This window comes from Cytobacillus praedii, from assembly GCF_001439605.1.
Classification (GTDB): Bacteria; Bacillota; Bacilli; order Bacillales; family Cytobacillaceae; genus Cytobacillus; species Cytobacillus praedii.
The window spans coordinates 46,687-62,239 of the sequence record NZ_LMBX01000008.1 but is presented as its reverse complement, the minus strand read 5'-3'; the positions used below and the strand labels follow the sequence as shown (position 1 = coordinate 62,239).

Genomic DNA, 15,553 nt, shown 5'->3' with positions numbered 1-15,553 from the left:
TTTATCGAGCTCTTTTCTGTATTTATCTAGCAGCTTTCTTGCTTTATCTAGCATTTCTGCTTTGGGCTCATTTTAACGTGCAATTCGCACCGTTTATCTTGCATCCTCAATCTTTTTTCGAGCACTTTTCTGCATTTATCTAGCAGCTTTCTATCTTTATCATGCATTTCTGCTTTAGCCTCATTTTATCTTGCATTTCACATCATTTATCTTGCATCCCCAGTCTTTTATCGAGCACTTTCCTATATTTATCTAGCATTTCACTTTTCACCCAAAAAAAAGCCTGGAATAAGGCTCCAGACTCTTTGCAATGTTTATTAATTTTCCTTCTGAATATATTTAGACAGTTCTTCGAGTGCTTCTGTTTCATCCTTACCGTCTACAATTAATGTAATGACTGATCCTGAGCTAACTGCAAGGCTCATCAAGCCCATGATACTTTTTGCATTTACTTTTTTTCCATCCTTTTCGAGAAAGACATCCGATGAAAATCGATTGGCTTCCTGCACAAAAAGTGCGGCAGGCCGTGCCTGCAATCCTGTTTTTAATTTTACTTCAACCTGTTTTTCCAACATTTCTTCCTTTCCTCCCATATAGATTCATAATTTTTTTAAAACGATTCCCCTGCTCGCAGTTTGTCAGCAATTTCATCTATTTTTCTTAAACGATGATTAATACCTGATTTACTTATATTTCCCCCAGAGACCATTTCACCTAGCTCTTTTAATGTAACATCCTGATAGGCGACTCGAAGCTCAGCAATTTCTCTTAGTTTATCTGGCAAAATATGAAGGCCAACGGTTTCATCAATAAATCGTATGTTCTCGACTTGGCGTATGGCTGCACCGATTGTTTTATTTAAGTTCGCTGTTTCACAATTGACAAGTCGGTTCACCGAATTTCTCATATCACGGACAATCCGTATATCTTCGAATCGAAGCAGTGCATTATGAGCCCCAATGACACTCAAAAACTCGGTAATTTTTTCAGCTTCCTTTAAGTACGTGATGAAGCCCTTTTTTCTCTCGAGTGTTTTACTGTTTAAATTAAATGTATTCATCAATTCACATAAAGAGTCATTATGCTCCTTATAAAGTGAAGAAATTTCTAAATGATATGATGAAGTTTCTGGGTTGTTAACAGATCCTCCGGCCAGAAAAGCGCCGCGAAGATAAGAGCGCTTACAACATTTCTTTTTAATCAATGATTCTGAAATATTGTGTGTAAAAACAAAGCCCTCACTAATTATTTTTAAGTCGTCCAGAATTTCACTGGCCTTCTCTGATAAACGAACAATGTAAACATTATTCTTTTTCAGCCTCATTTTCTTTCGAACGAGAAGTTCTACTTGTACATGATAATTTTTTTTAATCAGGATATAAATTCTTCTTGCAATCGCTGCATTTTCTGTTTGAATATCAACGATTAATTTTCTGTTGGAAAATGAAAGCGAGCCATTCATCCGTATAAGCGCTGATAATTCCGCTTTTCCACAGCAATCCTTTGCCTCCAGATTCGTTAATTCCTTTTTCGTTTCCGAAGCGAAAGACATATTCTCACCACCCTTATTAGAAAAGCGTAAGCGCCTTGGTCAGGGGCGACAAGCATAAGGCGAACCGGCTGGAAGGTTATTTTTTAACCTTTTGGACGGATTCGCTTATGCCCCCGAAAGCTTTAGGTGCTCCAGCTAGATAAATAGAAAAGCATTGTGCACCTGTATATAGGCGTCAAGTATAAACTACGTTAAACTATCTAATTAGTTTCGTTTTTTCATTTCATCCATAAGTAATGAATATAACATTTCTGCGACCACTTTTGTATCATGACGAATCACACCGTCTTTTTCGTTCACAATTTCTCCTGGAATCACTTCTAGACCTAACTCCTGAAGGCGCTCTGTATCAAAGATAACTGGCTTTGACATTTCTTCACTGTATCGCTCTTGAATATCGTCAGGGATAGCCTCACTATTGACAAGAATCGTATTCATAAACGCACAGCTCATGTGATCGTAAATTGCTTTTACATGGTCGCTTGCTGTATAGTTAAATGTTTCTCCCGCTTGGGTCATGAGATTGCAAATATACACCGTTTTCGCCTTGGCGCGGCAAACCTCATGCCCGAGCTTTGGAACAAGAAGATTCGGTAAAATACTCGTATATAAACTTCCTGGGCCAATGATGATTAAATCGGCCTTCCTTATGGCAGAAATTGTTTCAGGAAGAGGTTTAATATTCTTAGGTGATAAAAATACCTTTTTAATTTTTTTCCCAGAGTAAGGAATTTTGGATTCTCCAGAAACGACTGTCCCGTCTTCCATCTCCGCATGAAGAACGACACTTTGATTAGCGGCAGGCAAGACCTTTCCTCTTACGTTCAATACTTTGCTCATTTCCTGAATAGCATGAACGAAATTCCCCGTAATTGAAGTCATGGCTGCTAGAATTAAATTCCCAAGCGAATGACCAGATAGCTCATTAGACGTCTTAAAACGATGCTGAAACATTTCTTCAATCAGTGGCTCCACATCAGACAGTGCTGCCAAAACATTGCGTATATCACCGGGAGGAGGAATATGTAAATCATTTCTCAGTCTCCCTGAACTGCCTCCATCATCGGCAACAGTTACTATAGCAGTTATATCAACAGGATACTGCTTTAGTCCTCTTAATAGAACAGGCAATCCTGTTCCCCCTCCGATGATGACAATTCTTGGCTGTCTGTTTTTCATTTCTCTTTTTCCCTTCTCCCCACAATATCACGATGTGTAATTCGTGTATGATACTCATTCTTGAAGTAATCCCCAATATATTCTGTCAAGGCTACTGAACGATGCTGGCCGCCCGTACATCCGATGGCAATAACGAGCTGCGCTTTTCCCTCTCTTTTGTAATGAGGAAGCATAAAGCTGAGAAGCTCTGTTACCTTTTCAAGAAACTTTTGTGTTTCTGACCACTTTAATACATAGGTAGAGACCTCTTCATCTAAACCAGTTTTTGGCCGCATATGTTCAATATAGTGAGGGTTTGGAAGAAATCGCACATCAAAAACAAGGTCGGCATCAATCGGAATTCCATGTTTAAAACCAAAGGACATTACGTTGACAGTAAATAAAGTTGACTTATTCACAGAGAATTCCGTAAGTATTTTTTCACGAAGTTCTCTTGGTTTTAAACGTGTTGTATTGTAAATGAGCTGTGCTCTTCCTTTTAATTCCTCTAAAAGCTCACGTTCCAACTTAATTCCCTCAAGAGGAAGGCCAGATGGAGCAAGTGGGTGAAACCGCCTCGTCTCCTTATACCTTCTAACTAATGTAGAATCGTCCGCATCTAAGAAAAGAATTTGCGGTGTGATCCAGGAAGTCTCTGAAAGGTCATCAAGTGCTTTGAACAAATGGTCAAAGAATTCACGTCCCCTAAGGTCCATGACTAATGCAACCTTATTCATCTTATTCCCGGATTCCTTCATCAGTTCAAGGAATTTAGGCAAGAGTGTTGGCGGCAGGTTATCCACACAGAAGAAACCTAGATCTTCAAAGCTTTGAATGGCAACTGTTTTTCCAGCGCCTGACATCCCCGTAATAATGACCATTTGCGTTTCATTCACTGCGCCTGTACTCATTTTTGTTTTCCCCCTGTATATCAAATTGCCTTGGCTTATTTACGCCCCAAATTCTATCGAGTTCGCATAAATTCTCTGAATAATCTTAAGGGCTCGCCGGAGGCTTTAACTCGGATCTAATCTATAGCTAAGTAGTTCAAAATTTGGCGTATAGGTAAACGTACCATAAATTATTCCGTTTCCATGAATCATGTATTCTAGAATATGATAGTCACCTGCTGCCATAGGAAGGTTCTTGATTTCCTCAAATGGGTGCCACAGAATTTTCCCTTCTTCCGACTCATCTAGGTTCAGTCCATCAGCCTCTGTCGCTAAAAAAGTGAACATCATCCATTCAGAAAGAACCTTTTCGCCTTCTTTCATAATAAAGGTAAAGATCCCCTTTATATTCGGATTGCGCAAATATACCCCTGTTTCCTCTCTGAATTCCCGGATACATGAATCTCTAACTGATTCTCCTGGCTCCATTTTTCCCCCTGGAGCTACCCACCAGCCTCGACTCGGTTTTTGCAAAAGCAATACTTGATCATCTTTCAACAATACACAGTTAGTGACTCGCTGCAACTTCTATGCACCTGCCTTCCATCCCGTCTGCTTATTCCTTTTATTATACTATTTTTGTTAAACACCCACAACGAATTGAAGATTCTTACAATTGGATTTATCGAACACAATTATTGTTGATTTTAATAAAATATTCCGATTATTTTTAGACAAAAAAAAAGCACAGATACACTGTGCTTAACAAAGGATTATATCTTTAAAAGGGGGTCAATTTCTATTATTAGAATACCTCAATTTTATTGCATGACTGTTACAGGAAAATTAAAAGAGAATTACTTTTTGTAAATATTATTTCCGATGAAGAAAGTTTTAGTAAAAAGAAAAGCCGCACAATTAGTATGCGGCTTTTTACACATTAAGCTTTCGCTTTCATGCTTTCTTTTAATTCTTCGATATAATGTTGAGCACTTTGTGCTGCGATGCTTCCATCTCCAGTTGCAGTGACGATTTGACGAAGCATTTTTTCGCGAATGTCACCAGCAGCAAAGATGCCAGGAATTTTCGTTTCCATTTGCTCATTTGTCTCGATATAGCCATTTTCATTAGTAATACCAAGGCTTGCAAACGGCTTAGATAATGGGATCATTCCGATGTAGACGAAGACACCATCCGTTCTGAACTCTTGCTCTTCACCTGTTTCAGTTGAAACAAGAGTTACACTTCCAACCTTGCCGTCTTTTTCATTGATTTGCTTAACTGTATGATTCCAAATGAAATCAATTTTTTCGTTATCAAATGCGCGCTGCTGCAGAATTGCTTGAGCACGAAGCTCATCACGGCGGTGTACGATCGTTACTTTTGATGCGAAACGAGTCAAGTACACACCCTCTTCTACTGCAGAATCCCCGCCGCCGATGACAACAAGCTCTCTCTCTTTAAAGAAGGCTCCGTCACATACCGCACAGTAGGAAACGCCGCGGCCGCCTAATTCTTTCTCTCCTGGTGCACCAAGCTTCTTGTACTCAGCTCCAGTCGTAATGATGACAGCACGAGCTTTATATTGCTTAGATCCTGCAACAACTGTTTTGTACTCTTCACCGTCAATAATTTCCTTGATATCGCCATATGCATATTCAGCACCGAATTTCTTCGCATGCTCGAACATTTTAGTTGATAAATCAGGTCCTAAAATATGATCAAAACCTGGATAGTTTTCTACTTCTTCTGTATTAGCCATTTGTCCACCAGGAACACCGCGCTCAATCATTAAAGTTGATAAATTTGCCCGTGATGTATAAACAGCAGCAGTCATTCCAGCTGGGCCGGCACCTGCGATAATGACATCATAAATTTTCTCTTCCGTCATGTTATTTCACTCCTAAGAAAAGGGATCTTTATTCTATTATGACCATCTACTCATATCCTATAAAAATTAAAGGATTCCGTCCAAATATTTGCTCACGAAAGGAGATTTTTAACCATTTTTACATATTTTTGTAAGGTAGAAGAGGAAACACCATATTTTCCAGCAAGCTGCTGCTGAGAAACCTTTTCTTCTCGCATTTTCATCCAGATATATTCAACTGCAGCTGCCCATGCCTTATTGTTTTTGACTGGCAGGCTGCTGCTTTCCATCTTGACAAAAACAGCAAACCACATTAAAAACAATCCAGCTTCTACTGTACCGATTGGATGATAATTTTGATAAAGAAGTATGGCTGTTTCGTGTAGTGCCTGGTCAGCCATTTCTTCTTTTGTCCGTAAAAACGATAAATATTTCCGCTCTAAATGTGAGAATCTTTGATTTTGCTTCATTTCTTTTGAACCCAGAATCTCATCTTTTCCCGCTGACACGGAAGTTAAGAATAAGGCAAATAGGCGTTCCTCAATATAATCGCTTTCCAATTTTTTCAGAATGGATACATGGTGGTTTTCAAAACCGTCAAGGACAGTCTTATCCTCGTTCCATGGCTCGCTGCCTTCTTTTTCTGGATTCATTTGAATCGCTTTTTTCCATGCAGATTGAGCAATTGCTTCCCTGCCTGTATAGTACGCAGCATAGGAAAGCCAATAAAAAAAGGTGCCATCTCCATCAAAACCCTTTTTCTGAAGGCTGCGCAGCAATGAAAAAGCCTCATCATATTCGCCTGTTAAAGCAAATGTTGCCCCAAGCTTAAATTGATGCTCAATTGATATCGGCTTAATCTTTTTCAACATGTCCTTCAATGCTTTAACTTCAGGCAGATCATGCTGATAAAACGCAAACACGAGCTTATTGCATAGGGCGTGCAAGTTCCCAGGATTTTCTTGAAACACCTTTTCTAGAATATCAGCAGCCTTTTGATTATCACCAAGGTAAAAATAGGCAAGCGCAAGATTGTTATAGGCAGACCAGTATTCAGGATACTCATCGATCACTGAATTTAGCAGTTCCACCGCTTTTGGAAAATGCCCAGATTCCAGAAGTTCCCGTGCATGCTCCTGCTTTGTAATAAGATCGTCCTGATCATATAACTCTTCATCCATCTCTTCCGCTTCCATTGTCAGCAATTCAAGTAAATCCATCGTGTGATCGACAAATTCACCATCCTCATCCAGCTCCAAATATAAATTGGCATGATGATAAGCATCCTTGAAGAAGCCTAAATGGGCATAATTGTTTGCAAGGAAATAGTGGCATTCCACCATATCCGCATCCAATTCCTCCAGAATCGTGTGAAGAAACGTGTTTGCCTCCTGATAGTCACCCAATTCCGAGCAAATAATCGCTAATTGACAAACTATCATTGGTTCTCCAGGCTCTAGCTGCATCGCTCGCTGTATATATTTTTTTGCTTTATATAGATCCCTTTTATGGTAAGCCTTTAGTCCTTTGGCAAAATAATACTCACCGGTCGGGTTAAATGTTAGTAATTTTCCTTTTGGTTGTCTTGCTTTAGAGTCTTTGCTCATGAAATCCTCCATCTTTCTTAATCAACTCAAGTAGTATATCACATGAGCAACCTTATAGAGAAGGGATTGAGGGATATTTGACATTACCAAGCCGCTGACGAGTGATAAAGCCTATCCTTTCTCGAACCGGTAAAAGGCAAATTCATAGATAATAACAGGCGATTGGCAATATAAGGAGATGTTAAATGAAGAAAGTCACGAAATCTCTGATTGGATAAGGGGGTATCATTAAATAATAGGAAGTAATCCTCGACTGCTCGAACGTGTGCATGCGGGTCTTTCTGCTTGCATTCGGGGCAAATCCAATTTCCGTAACATCTAGTCATTTGGATTGATATGCAATTGCTGCAGAAGACACCCGTTATTAATTCTGATGGAAGAACTTTATAAAATGTTAGAATATCAAATGTTTCTGATCTGTGCTCTTTTACCATAAGGCGTGCTATTCTTTTTAATTCTTTATGATTCAAAATTGTTTCCTTGGATGTTAATTTTTGAATTTTATCGAGCAGGAATTGAATATGTAAAACCTTCTGAAGGATAGGCGTGTTCCCATGTGCAGTTTTAAGAATGGTCGAGGGTTTGCTTATAACTACGAGGAAATCAATAGGAATGGATATATTGCGTGCTTCTAGCCATTTTTTAAGTCCTTGTTTCTGCTGGTTGGCTTGTTCAATTGGACACGGGTACCCTTTTTCACCCGTTTGTGCTGTTTGGATCCATTGATTAAATAGTGGGTCAAAATACAAAGTGCCTGAAAAGTTTTTTATTTCTAGAATAAGCGCAAAATATGGGGTCAAAAGGAGTGTATCTATTTGAAAGATGTATTCGCCATTGGAAAGGCGAATGCCATGAAAGATTAGAAAATCCTTTTCCGGCAATTTTCCTAAATAATAATCGACGGATTGCTCTCCTCGATAACCTGCCCAGCGCTTTCGTAGATCCTCCTCGATTTCTTGTCTTTTTATATGATCTTTTGGAAGCCTCCTTAATAATGCTTCGTTCTTTTGTATTCTAATTGGTATGCTTCGTTCTTTGACAATCAATTTGCTCCCTCCTTTATATGATTGGAAGCTAATTTCTTTTTTTGTTAGGGGAAATCCTGCATTTAAGTTCGTTTGTTTCTCTGAATTTGTTACATTTTGGTGAATTTATGTAATGATTGCTCTTATTGAGTTATTTATCTAGATTTATCGAGCAGCATTCTTATTTTATCTAGCAGTTGGATATGTTTATCTAGCAGTTTTTTCATCTTATCGAGTAATTCAATTTGTGGAACTCTTTATTGAGCAATTTACATGATTTATCGAGCGTCTTTTCTATTTTATCTAGCATTTCGATTTGGTTATCTAGCAGCTTTTTTACGTTATCGTGCAATTCGATTTGTGATTCTCATTATCGAGCAATTTACATGATTTATCGAGCGTCTTTTCTATTTTATCTATCATTTGAATATGTTTATCTAGCAGCTTTTTTACGTTATCGTGTAATTCGATTTGTGATTCTCATTATCGAGCAATTTACATAATTTATCGAGCAGCTTTCTTAGTTTATCTAGCATTTGGATATGTTTATCTAGCAGCTTTTTTACGTTATCGTGTAATTCGATTTGTGATTCTCTTTATCGAGCAATTTACATGATTTATCGAGCGTCTTTTCTATTTTATCTAGCATTTGAATATGTTTATCTAGCAGCTTTTTTATGTTATCTAGCAATTCGATTTGTGGAACTCTTTATCAAGCAATCTACATGATTTATCTAGCATTTCTATATGTTTATCTAGCATCTATTTTATGTTATCTAGCAATTCGATTTGTGGCCCTCTTTTCATATAATATAGAAAAAAACCAGCCATTATTCGGCCGGTTTTGGTTCATGTCTTTTCTCTAGGACTTTCAGAATTTCATATAACGGCAGGTCCTGCTCTCTTAGTAATACAAGTAAATGGTAAATTAAATCAGCGGCTTCCCATTTGAGTTCTTCTTTATCTCGATTTTTTGCAGCGATAATGACCTCTGCAGACTCTTCTCCTACTTTTTTCAGGATTTTGTCCAGGCCTTTTTCAAATAAGTAGGTTGTATAGGCACCTTCTGGCCGGTTTTTTTCACGATCTTTAATGACTTGTTCAAGCTTGAAGAGAATCATCGGATCAGAAAAGCAGCTGGTTTCTCCTGTATGACAGGCTGGTCCAGCTGGTTCGACTAGCACAACAATTGCATCTTGATCGCAATCTACTTTCATTTCGATGATTTTCTGGGTATTCCCGCTTGTTGCGCCTTTATGCCAAAGCTCCTGCCGCGAACGGCTGAAGAACCAGGTTTCCCCTGTTTCTATCGACTTTTCTAATGATTCCTTATTCATATAAGCAAGGGTCAGCACTTCTTTCGTACGTGCATCCTGAACAATTGCCGGCACAAGCCCCTTTTCATCAAACTGAACATTCATCGGACAAGCACTCCTTTTTCATTTAAGTATGTCTTTACTTCTGCAACGGATGTCTCTTTATAATGAAAAATGGACGCTGCAAGTGCTGCATCTGCTTTTCCTTCTGTAAAAACTTCGGCAAAATGTTCCGCACATCCTGCTCCTCCAGATGCAATCACAGGAATGGATACAGCCTCACTCACTGCCCGTGTCAGCTCGATATTAAACCCATTTTTCTCCCCATCTGAGTCCATGCTTGTAAGGAGAATTTCACCCGCACCAAGCTCGGCCGTTTTCCTTGCCCACTCGATGACATCTAGTTCAGTAGGTGTTCGCCCCCCATGGGTATAGACACGCCATAATCCCTGCTCTATTTCGTATTTCGCGTCTATTGCCACAACCATGCATTGGGAACCAAAGAAATTCGCCCCTTCTGTTATTAAGCTTGGATTTTTAACAGCAGCCGTATTTAACGAAACTTTATCCGCACCTGCTCTTAAAATTCCCTTCATCTCTTTCAATGAGTTGATTCCGCCGCCAACTGTAAAGGGAATGGCCAATTCAGCTGCAACGGCTCTAACAACGTCAATCATTGTTTTTCGGCCTTCTACAGATGCAGAGATATCTAGAAAAACAAGCTCATCCGCCCCTTGTTCATCATAAAAGCGTGCCAATTCAACAGGATCACCTGCATCTTGCAGCTCCACAAATTGAACCCCCTTCACGACTCGTCCATCCTTTACATCAAGACAGGGAATAATTCGCTTCGTTAACATGATACCGACACCTCGCTTAATGCCTCTGAAACAGAAAAACGGCCTTCATAAAGTGCTTTACCGACAATCGCCCCAATCACGCCAGCCTTATTTAATTCGTTCAGTTTTCTTAAATCAGCAAGACTGCTAACACCACCTGAAGCAATCACATATTTCCCTGTTTCCTGTGCCAGCATCCTAACCGCTTCCACATTCGGTCCTGAAAGCATGCCGTCTGTTGCAATATCTGTAAATATAAAGGTTTCTGCACCAGCGTCCGCAAAACGTTTGCCCAGCTCGACTGCTTTCACCTTCGATGTATAAAGCCAGCCTTGCGTTGCGACATAGCCGTTTTTCGCATCAAGTCCAATCGCAATCTGATCTTCGTATTTTTGAATCATTTCAATCGCAAAGTCAGGATCAGAGACAGCGATGCTTCCAAGGATGACACGGGCAATCCCATTTTCTAAATAATGAGCGATATCCGCTTCTGTTCGGATGCCCCCGCCGATTTGAATTTTGGCAGTTAGTTCATTTGCTGCCTTAACGACAAAAGAATCATTTACCCTTAACCCATCCTTCGCCCCGTCAAGGTCAACCATGTGAATCCAGCTTGCCCCAGCGCTTGCAAAACTTCTAGCCATTTCAAACGGGGAATTCCCATACACAGTTTCCTGATTATAGTCTCCCTGGAGCAGACGGACACATTTCCCGCTTCTCATATCGATCGCTGGAAAAATTGTAAAGCTCATCTTGCATTCACCCTTTCACGTGCGAGTTCCGTAAAATTACGCAATAGCTCTATGCCCAGTCTGCTGCTTTTCTCGGGATGAAATTGCATGCCATATAGGTTTCCCCTTCCAACAACCGCGGGGACTTCTACATCATACCTGCACTTTGCTAGTAAAACATCCTGGTCCATATGATCAACATAATATGAATGCACAAAATAAGCATAATCCTCTATTTGCTGAAAAATCGAAGGAATTTGCGTCCATTCCAACTGATTCCACCCCATATGCGGCACTTTATATCGACTGCCATCCGCTGTTACTCCCGAAAATTTTTCAACATATCCTGTGAGTAATCCTAAGCCGATTGTCTCCCCATTTTCTTTGCTTCCTTCAAACAAAAGCTGCATCCCTAAACAGATGCCAAGGAAGGGCTTTCCCATCTCCACAAATTCTTTAATCATAGCTGATAAGCCAGTCTGATTTAACCGCTCCATTGCATCTTTAAAGGAACCAACTCCTGGCAGGATTAATCCATTCGCCTTCATCAGCTCTTCTGCTTTTTCCGAAATAAAGTAAGGCACATCTAATCTTTCTAGAGCCTTGCTCACACTAAACAGGTTACCCATGCCATAATCAATGATGCCGATCATTTATAACATCCCTTTCGTAGACGGAACTCCTTTAATTCTTGGATCGATGGCTGTCGCTTCATCTAATGCCCGTGCAAGTGCTTTAAAAATGGCTTCAATGATATGATGTGTGTTCTTTCCATAGTGAACGATCACATGCAGATTCATCCTTGCTTCTAACGCAAGCTTCCATAGAAATTCATGAACAAGCTCCGTATCGAATGTTCCTACCTTTGCACTTGGAAGGTCTGCACGAAATTCTAAATGCGGGCGATTGCTTAAATCAACAACCACCTGGGCAAGCGCCTCATCCATCGGAACAAATGCATTCCCATAACGCTTGATGCCCTTTTTATCGCCAAGTGCCTCCTTCAGCACCTGTCCAAGACAAATACCAATATCCTCTGTTGTATGATGATCATCCACTTCTGTATCTCCATTTGCATGAACAGTTAAATCAAACTGACCGTGTTTAGCGAATAAATCAAGCATATGGGTTAAAAACGGGACACCCGTTTCAAGCTTGCTTGTGCCTTCGCCATCTATATTTAATGAGAGCTTTATTTCTGTTTCATTTGTAATTCTCTTAATCTCAGAAACTCTGGACATGATTTCACCCCTTTAATCTTGCTTCAATCGCGCGTGCATGAGCTTCTAGACCCTCAAGACGCGCAAACGAGGCAATTTTTTCCCCATTCTCTTTCAATGCCTTTTCACTATAAAAAACAATGCTCGATTTTTTTTGAAAATCTTCTACACTTAACGGGCTAGAAAATCGTGCCGTGCCGTTTGTTGGCAGCACATGATTCGGTCCAGCAAAATAGTCACCAACCGGTTCAGGGCTAAATCTGCCAATAAAAATCGCTCCAGCATGTCTAATTTGTCCTATTAACGACAATGCATTTTCCGTTATAATTTCTAAATGCTCAGGTGCAAGGCGATTGACTGTTTGAACAGCCTCCTCCATTGTTTCAGTTACATATATTGCTCCATAGTTTTCAATCGACTGTCTAGCGATTTCCTGGCGCGGGAGCACATTCAATTGTTTTTCAACCTCATCGGCAACCGCTTCAGCTAGCTCTTCTGAAGGTGTAACTAGCACACTGCACGATAATTGATCGTGCTCTGCTTGAGACAATAGATCTGCTGCCACTTCATTCGGTTTGGCTGTGGCATCAGCTATAATGGCTATTTCACTTGGTCCTGCGATCATATCAATATCCACATCGCCGAACACTTCTCTTTTCGCTAGCGCTACATAAATGTTCCCTGGACCTGTAATTTTATCAACAGAAGCAATCGTCTCTGTTCCGTAGGCAAGAGCCGCTATCGCTTGTGCTCCGCCAACTTTATACATTTCTTTTGCACCTGCCTCTTGAGCAGCTACAAGAACGGCTGGCGGCAGCTTCCCTGTTTTTTTATCAGGAGGAGTGGCAATGACAATTCGCTTGACTCCAGCTACCTTTGCAGGAATGACATTCATTAAGACCGATGATGGGTAAGCTGCCGTTCCCCCTGGAACATACAAGCCCACCGAATCAAGAGGAGTTACTTTTTGCCCAAGAATCGAGCCATTTTCATCGGTTGTCATCCAGGAAGTGCGCAGCTGTTTTTCATGATAGATTCGGATATTATCTGCAGCCTCTCTGATAACTCCTAAGACTGTATCATCGACTTCTTTATATGCTTCCCTTTTCTCTTCTTCTGTTACCGTGAAGTCCTCCAGATGCACCCCATCAAATTCTAATGAATAAGCTTTTAATGCCTGATCCCCATCTTTTCGAACTGATTTGATAATGTTTTTGACTGTTGCTCGCTGTTCCTTTGTGCCACTATCGACTGACCTTTTAATAGAAGGCTGATCACTCACTTTAAAGATTCTCATGCACGTTCCCTCCAGTTTTTATCGCAGGGCAGTAAGACTCCCACTGATGGTTAGTTTCACTTTATCTTGCTTAGCCGTTCGACAAGCTCGTTAATTCGCTCATCCTTCAGTCGAAAGCTAACTGGATTCACAATCAGTCTGGAGGTGATTTTCACCATCTGCTCATACTCGACCAAGCCATTTTCCTTTAACGTTCTCCCCGTTGAAACAATATCGACAATTCGATCAGCCAGCCCAATAAGAGGGGCCAGCTCAATCGAACCATTCAACTTAATAATCTCTACCTGCTCCCCTTGCTCTCTAAAATAAGCTGCAGCTACATGTGGATATTTAGTTGCCACCTTTGGCGCTACATCATTGGTTTTTGATTCAGGCAATCCAGCAACAGCGAGGTAGCAGGCACTTATTTTTAAATCAAGCAATTCATAAACATCCCGTTCTTCCTCGAGCATGACATCTTTCCCTGCAATCCCAAGGTCAGCCACCCCGTGCTCTACATAGGTCGGAACATCCATCGGCTTAGCTAAAATAAATCGGAATTTTTCTTCAGGCACTTCAATGATCAGTTTTCGTGAATCATCGAATTCAGGCGGCAATTGAAAGCCTGCCTGTCTAAGCAATTGGGCCGCATCCTCAAATATCCTCCCTTTTGGCATGGCGATCGTTAAAAAGTCCTTCATTTTAACACCACCTCCGTTCCCGATTTTCCGACTAGAAAGGTAATATCCACGTATTGGCTTGTGCAGCCATCGATATCCTTGACTCCGATTATATCCTGCAGTACGACTTTATTTCCTAACTGCCTTTGCTTTTGTGCATATTCAAAAGCTTCCTTTCGCCGCTCCGAACTAAATAATACACAGGAGGCACGCTCATATTCTTCATTATCAACAACAAATGCTTCTAAAAGTCGATCTATTCGAATCGCAAATCCAGTCGCACCTGCTTGCTTTCCGAATTTCCGCAGCAATAAATCATACCTGCCCCCATTGCCAATTGGAAAGCCGACGTTTCCTGCATATACCTCAAATACTATTCCTGTATAGTAGCTCATATGGCTTACCAAAGTGAGGTCGAAGGTCACCTTTTCATCTAACCCAAAATCAGAAATGATGTCCCACAGCTGCTGAAGTTCGGTCACTGCTCTTTTTCCTATGTCATTCTCAAGCAAATCAAAAAACTTTTCAATGATCGGACGCCCGCCTCTAAGGGTTAAGAATTCTAGTAATCTTTGTTTATCTATGGATGATAGTGCTAATTCATTTACATGCTCCCGGTAGCCTACATAGTTTTTTTCATATAAATATCTTGTTAATGCTTCTACTCTTTCATCCGTTCCTAAAATCTGCAGGAAATATGTCTGCACAAATCCAATATGCCCGATGGAAAGGCGAAAGTCTTCTAATCCGGCTGCTTGTAATGAATGAATCATTAAGGCAATTCCTTCTCCATCCGCACTGATTGTAGAATCTCCAATGCACTCCACACCAATTTGTTCGAACTCAGCTGGGCGTCCAGCTTCTCTCTGCTGTGCACGAAATACATTTGCAGAATACGCTAATCGAATCGGAAGATCATTTTTTAATAGCTTTGATGCAGCAACACGTGCAATAGGCGCTGTCATATCCGGCCGCATGACGAGTGTTTGCCCTTGCTGATCAAGAAGTTTGAATAACTGCTGATCGAGTGTGGCAGACGCGGCACCGACCGTATCATAATATTCAAGTGTTGGAGTCTCCATAAATTGATAGCCCCAACTCTTCATCTCATTTTCTATGGATAATTTTATTTTTTGTTTTCGATCATATAAATCGGGTAATGTATCTCTCATCCCTAGCGGTTTTTCAAACATAAATAAGCGGGTCAATGACGTTCACCTCAAAATCCTTTAGTTCGCTAATATGGTAGTAAATTAAAGATATATGTATTTTAACTCCCTCTCTTAGTTCCGTCAACAAATAATTCAGAAAATAGTACCTAGTATGTAGGAATGTCGGGAAATGCTCGATAATGGGACGATGCTGCTAGATAATTTCATATGGATGCTC

Annotated in this window: 16 protein-coding genes; all 16 read right to left on the bottom strand. The window is 40.4% G+C overall.

The window, feature by feature from the left end:
• Positions 1 to 317: 317 nt before the first annotated feature.
• Positions 318 to 575 (bottom strand): HPr family phosphocarrier protein, encoded by a 258-nt coding sequence (locus ASU02_RS10585; protein ID WP_057763559.1) that lies wholly within the window; start codon positions 573 to 575, stop codon positions 318 to 320.
• Positions 576 to 610: 35 nt separating this feature from the next.
• Positions 611 to 1,552 carry a DNA-binding protein WhiA gene (gene whiA / locus ASU02_RS10580; protein ID WP_057763390.1) on the bottom strand — a complete coding sequence of 314 codons (942 nt, stop codon included), beginning with the start codon at positions 1,550 to 1,552 and terminating at the stop codon, positions 611 to 613.
• A 204-nt stretch (positions 1,553 to 1,756) separates the two neighbouring features.
• Positions 1,757 to 2,731 carry a gluconeogenesis factor YvcK family protein gene (locus tag ASU02_RS10575; RefSeq protein ID WP_057763389.1) on the bottom strand — a complete coding sequence of 325 codons (975 nt, stop codon included), beginning with the start codon at positions 2,729 to 2,731 and terminating at the stop codon, positions 1,757 to 1,759.
• A complete protein-coding gene (gene rapZ / locus ASU02_RS10570; RefSeq protein WP_057763388.1) occupies positions 2,728 to 3,621 on the bottom strand; it encodes an RNase adapter RapZ in 894 nt (297 codons plus the stop codon). The genes ASU02_RS10575 and rapZ overlap by 4 nt, the downstream gene beginning before the upstream one ends.
• 105 nt (positions 3,622 to 3,726) lie before the next feature.
• On the bottom strand, positions 3,727 to 4,185 hold the full coding sequence (locus ASU02_RS10565) for an 8-oxo-dGTP diphosphatase (RefSeq protein ID WP_057763387.1): 459 nt from the start codon (positions 4,183 to 4,185) through the stop codon (positions 3,727 to 3,729).
• 355 nt (positions 4,186 to 4,540) lie between these two features.
• Positions 4,541 to 5,491 carry a thioredoxin-disulfide reductase gene (trxB, locus tag ASU02_RS10560; RefSeq protein ID WP_057763386.1) on the bottom strand — a complete coding sequence of 317 codons (951 nt, stop codon included), beginning with the start codon at positions 5,489 to 5,491 and terminating at the stop codon, positions 4,541 to 4,543.
• Positions 5,492 to 5,583: 92 nt separating this feature from the next.
• A complete protein-coding gene (locus ASU02_RS10555) occupies positions 5,584 to 7,077 on the bottom strand; it encodes a tetratricopeptide repeat protein (RefSeq protein ID WP_057763385.1) in 1,494 nt (497 codons plus the stop codon).
• Positions 7,078 to 7,160: 83 nt separating this feature from the next.
• Positions 7,161 to 8,123, bottom strand: coding sequence for a nuclease-related domain-containing protein (locus ASU02_RS10550; RefSeq protein WP_057763384.1), 963 nt, complete (start codon positions 8,121 to 8,123; stop codon positions 7,161 to 7,163).
• An 809-nt stretch (positions 8,124 to 8,932) separates the two neighbouring features.
• The gene (gene hisIE / locus ASU02_RS10545) at positions 8,933 to 9,523 is read right to left on the bottom strand and encodes a bifunctional phosphoribosyl-AMP cyclohydrolase/phosphoribosyl-ATP diphosphatase HisIE (RefSeq protein ID WP_057763383.1); all 591 of its coding nucleotides are present in this window, start codon (positions 9,521 to 9,523) and stop codon (positions 8,933 to 8,935) included.
• Positions 9,520 to 10,278 (bottom strand): imidazole glycerol phosphate synthase subunit HisF, encoded by a 759-nt coding sequence (gene hisF / locus ASU02_RS10540; protein WP_057763382.1) that lies wholly within the window; start codon positions 10,276 to 10,278, stop codon positions 9,520 to 9,522. Before hisF ends, hisIE begins: the two co-directional genes overlap by 4 nt.
• Complete coding sequence (hisA, locus tag ASU02_RS10535; RefSeq protein WP_057763381.1) at positions 10,272 to 11,009, bottom strand: 1-(5-phosphoribosyl)-5-[(5-phosphoribosylamino)methylideneamino]imidazole-4-carboxamide isomerase; 738 nt, start codon at positions 11,007 to 11,009, stop codon at positions 10,272 to 10,274. Before hisA ends, hisF begins: the two co-directional genes overlap by 7 nt.
• Positions 11,006 to 11,641 (bottom strand): imidazole glycerol phosphate synthase subunit HisH, encoded by a 636-nt coding sequence (gene hisH / locus ASU02_RS10530; RefSeq protein WP_057763380.1) that lies wholly within the window; start codon positions 11,639 to 11,641, stop codon positions 11,006 to 11,008. The genes hisA and hisH overlap by 4 nt, the downstream gene beginning before the upstream one ends.
• Positions 11,642 to 12,229, bottom strand: a complete 588-nt coding sequence (gene hisB / locus ASU02_RS10525) for an imidazoleglycerol-phosphate dehydratase HisB (protein ID WP_057763379.1) — start codon at positions 12,227 to 12,229, stop codon at positions 11,642 to 11,644.
• A gap of 4 nt (positions 12,230 to 12,233) precedes the next feature.
• A complete protein-coding gene (hisD, locus tag ASU02_RS10520; RefSeq protein ID WP_057763378.1) occupies positions 12,234 to 13,505 on the bottom strand; it encodes a histidinol dehydrogenase in 1,272 nt (423 codons plus the stop codon).
• 56 nt (positions 13,506 to 13,561) lie between these two features.
• Entirely contained in the window at positions 13,562 to 14,185 is a 624-nt protein-coding gene (gene hisG, locus ASU02_RS10515; RefSeq protein ID WP_057763377.1) for an ATP phosphoribosyltransferase, read from the bottom strand.
• The gene (locus ASU02_RS10510; protein ID WP_057763376.1) at positions 14,182 to 15,372 is read right to left on the bottom strand and encodes an ATP phosphoribosyltransferase regulatory subunit; all 1,191 of its coding nucleotides are present in this window, start codon (positions 15,370 to 15,372) and stop codon (positions 14,182 to 14,184) included. Before ASU02_RS10510 ends, hisG begins: the two co-directional genes overlap by 4 nt.
• Between the last annotated feature and the right edge of the window lie 181 nt (positions 15,373 to 15,553).

Coding starts and splice junctions, on each gene's coding strand:
- ASU02_RS10585 (WP_057763559.1), bottom strand. CDS start 575: ATGTTGGAAAAACAGGTTGAAGTAAAATTAAAAACAGGATTGCAGGCA.
- whiA (WP_057763390.1), bottom strand. CDS start 1,552: ATGTCTTTCGCTTCGGAAACGAAAAAGGAATTAACGAATCTGGAGGCA.
- ASU02_RS10575 (WP_057763389.1), bottom strand. CDS start 2,731: ATGAAAAACAGACAGCCAAGAATTGTCATCATCGGAGGGGGAACAGGA.
- rapZ (WP_057763388.1), bottom strand. CDS start 3,621: ATGAGTACAGGCGCAGTGAATGAAACGCAAATGGTCATTATTACGGGG.
- trxB (WP_057763386.1), bottom strand. CDS start 5,491: ATGACGGAAGAGAAAATTTATGATGTCATTATCGCAGGTGCCGGCCCA.
- ASU02_RS10555 (WP_057763385.1), bottom strand. CDS start 7,077: ATGAGCAAAGACTCTAAAGCAAGACAACCAAAAGGAAAATTACTAACA.
- hisIE (WP_057763383.1), bottom strand. CDS start 9,523: ATGAATGTTCAGTTTGATGAAAAGGGGCTTGTGCCGGCAATTGTTCAG.
- hisF (WP_057763382.1), bottom strand. CDS start 10,278: ATGTTAACGAAGCGAATTATTCCCTGTCTTGATGTAAAGGATGGACGA.
- hisA (WP_057763381.1), bottom strand. CDS start 11,009: ATGAGCTTTACAATTTTTCCAGCGATCGATATGAGAAGCGGGAAATGT.
- hisH (WP_057763380.1), bottom strand. CDS start 11,641: ATGATCGGCATCATTGATTATGGCATGGGTAACCTGTTTAGTGTGAGC.
- hisB (WP_057763379.1), bottom strand. CDS start 12,229: ATGTCCAGAGTTTCTGAGATTAAGAGAATTACAAATGAAACAGAAATA.
- hisD (WP_057763378.1), bottom strand. CDS start 13,505: ATGAGAATCTTTAAAGTGAGTGATCAGCCTTCTATTAAAAGGTCAGTC.
- hisG (WP_057763377.1), bottom strand. CDS start 14,185: ATGAAGGACTTTTTAACGATCGCCATGCCAAAAGGGAGGATATTTGAG.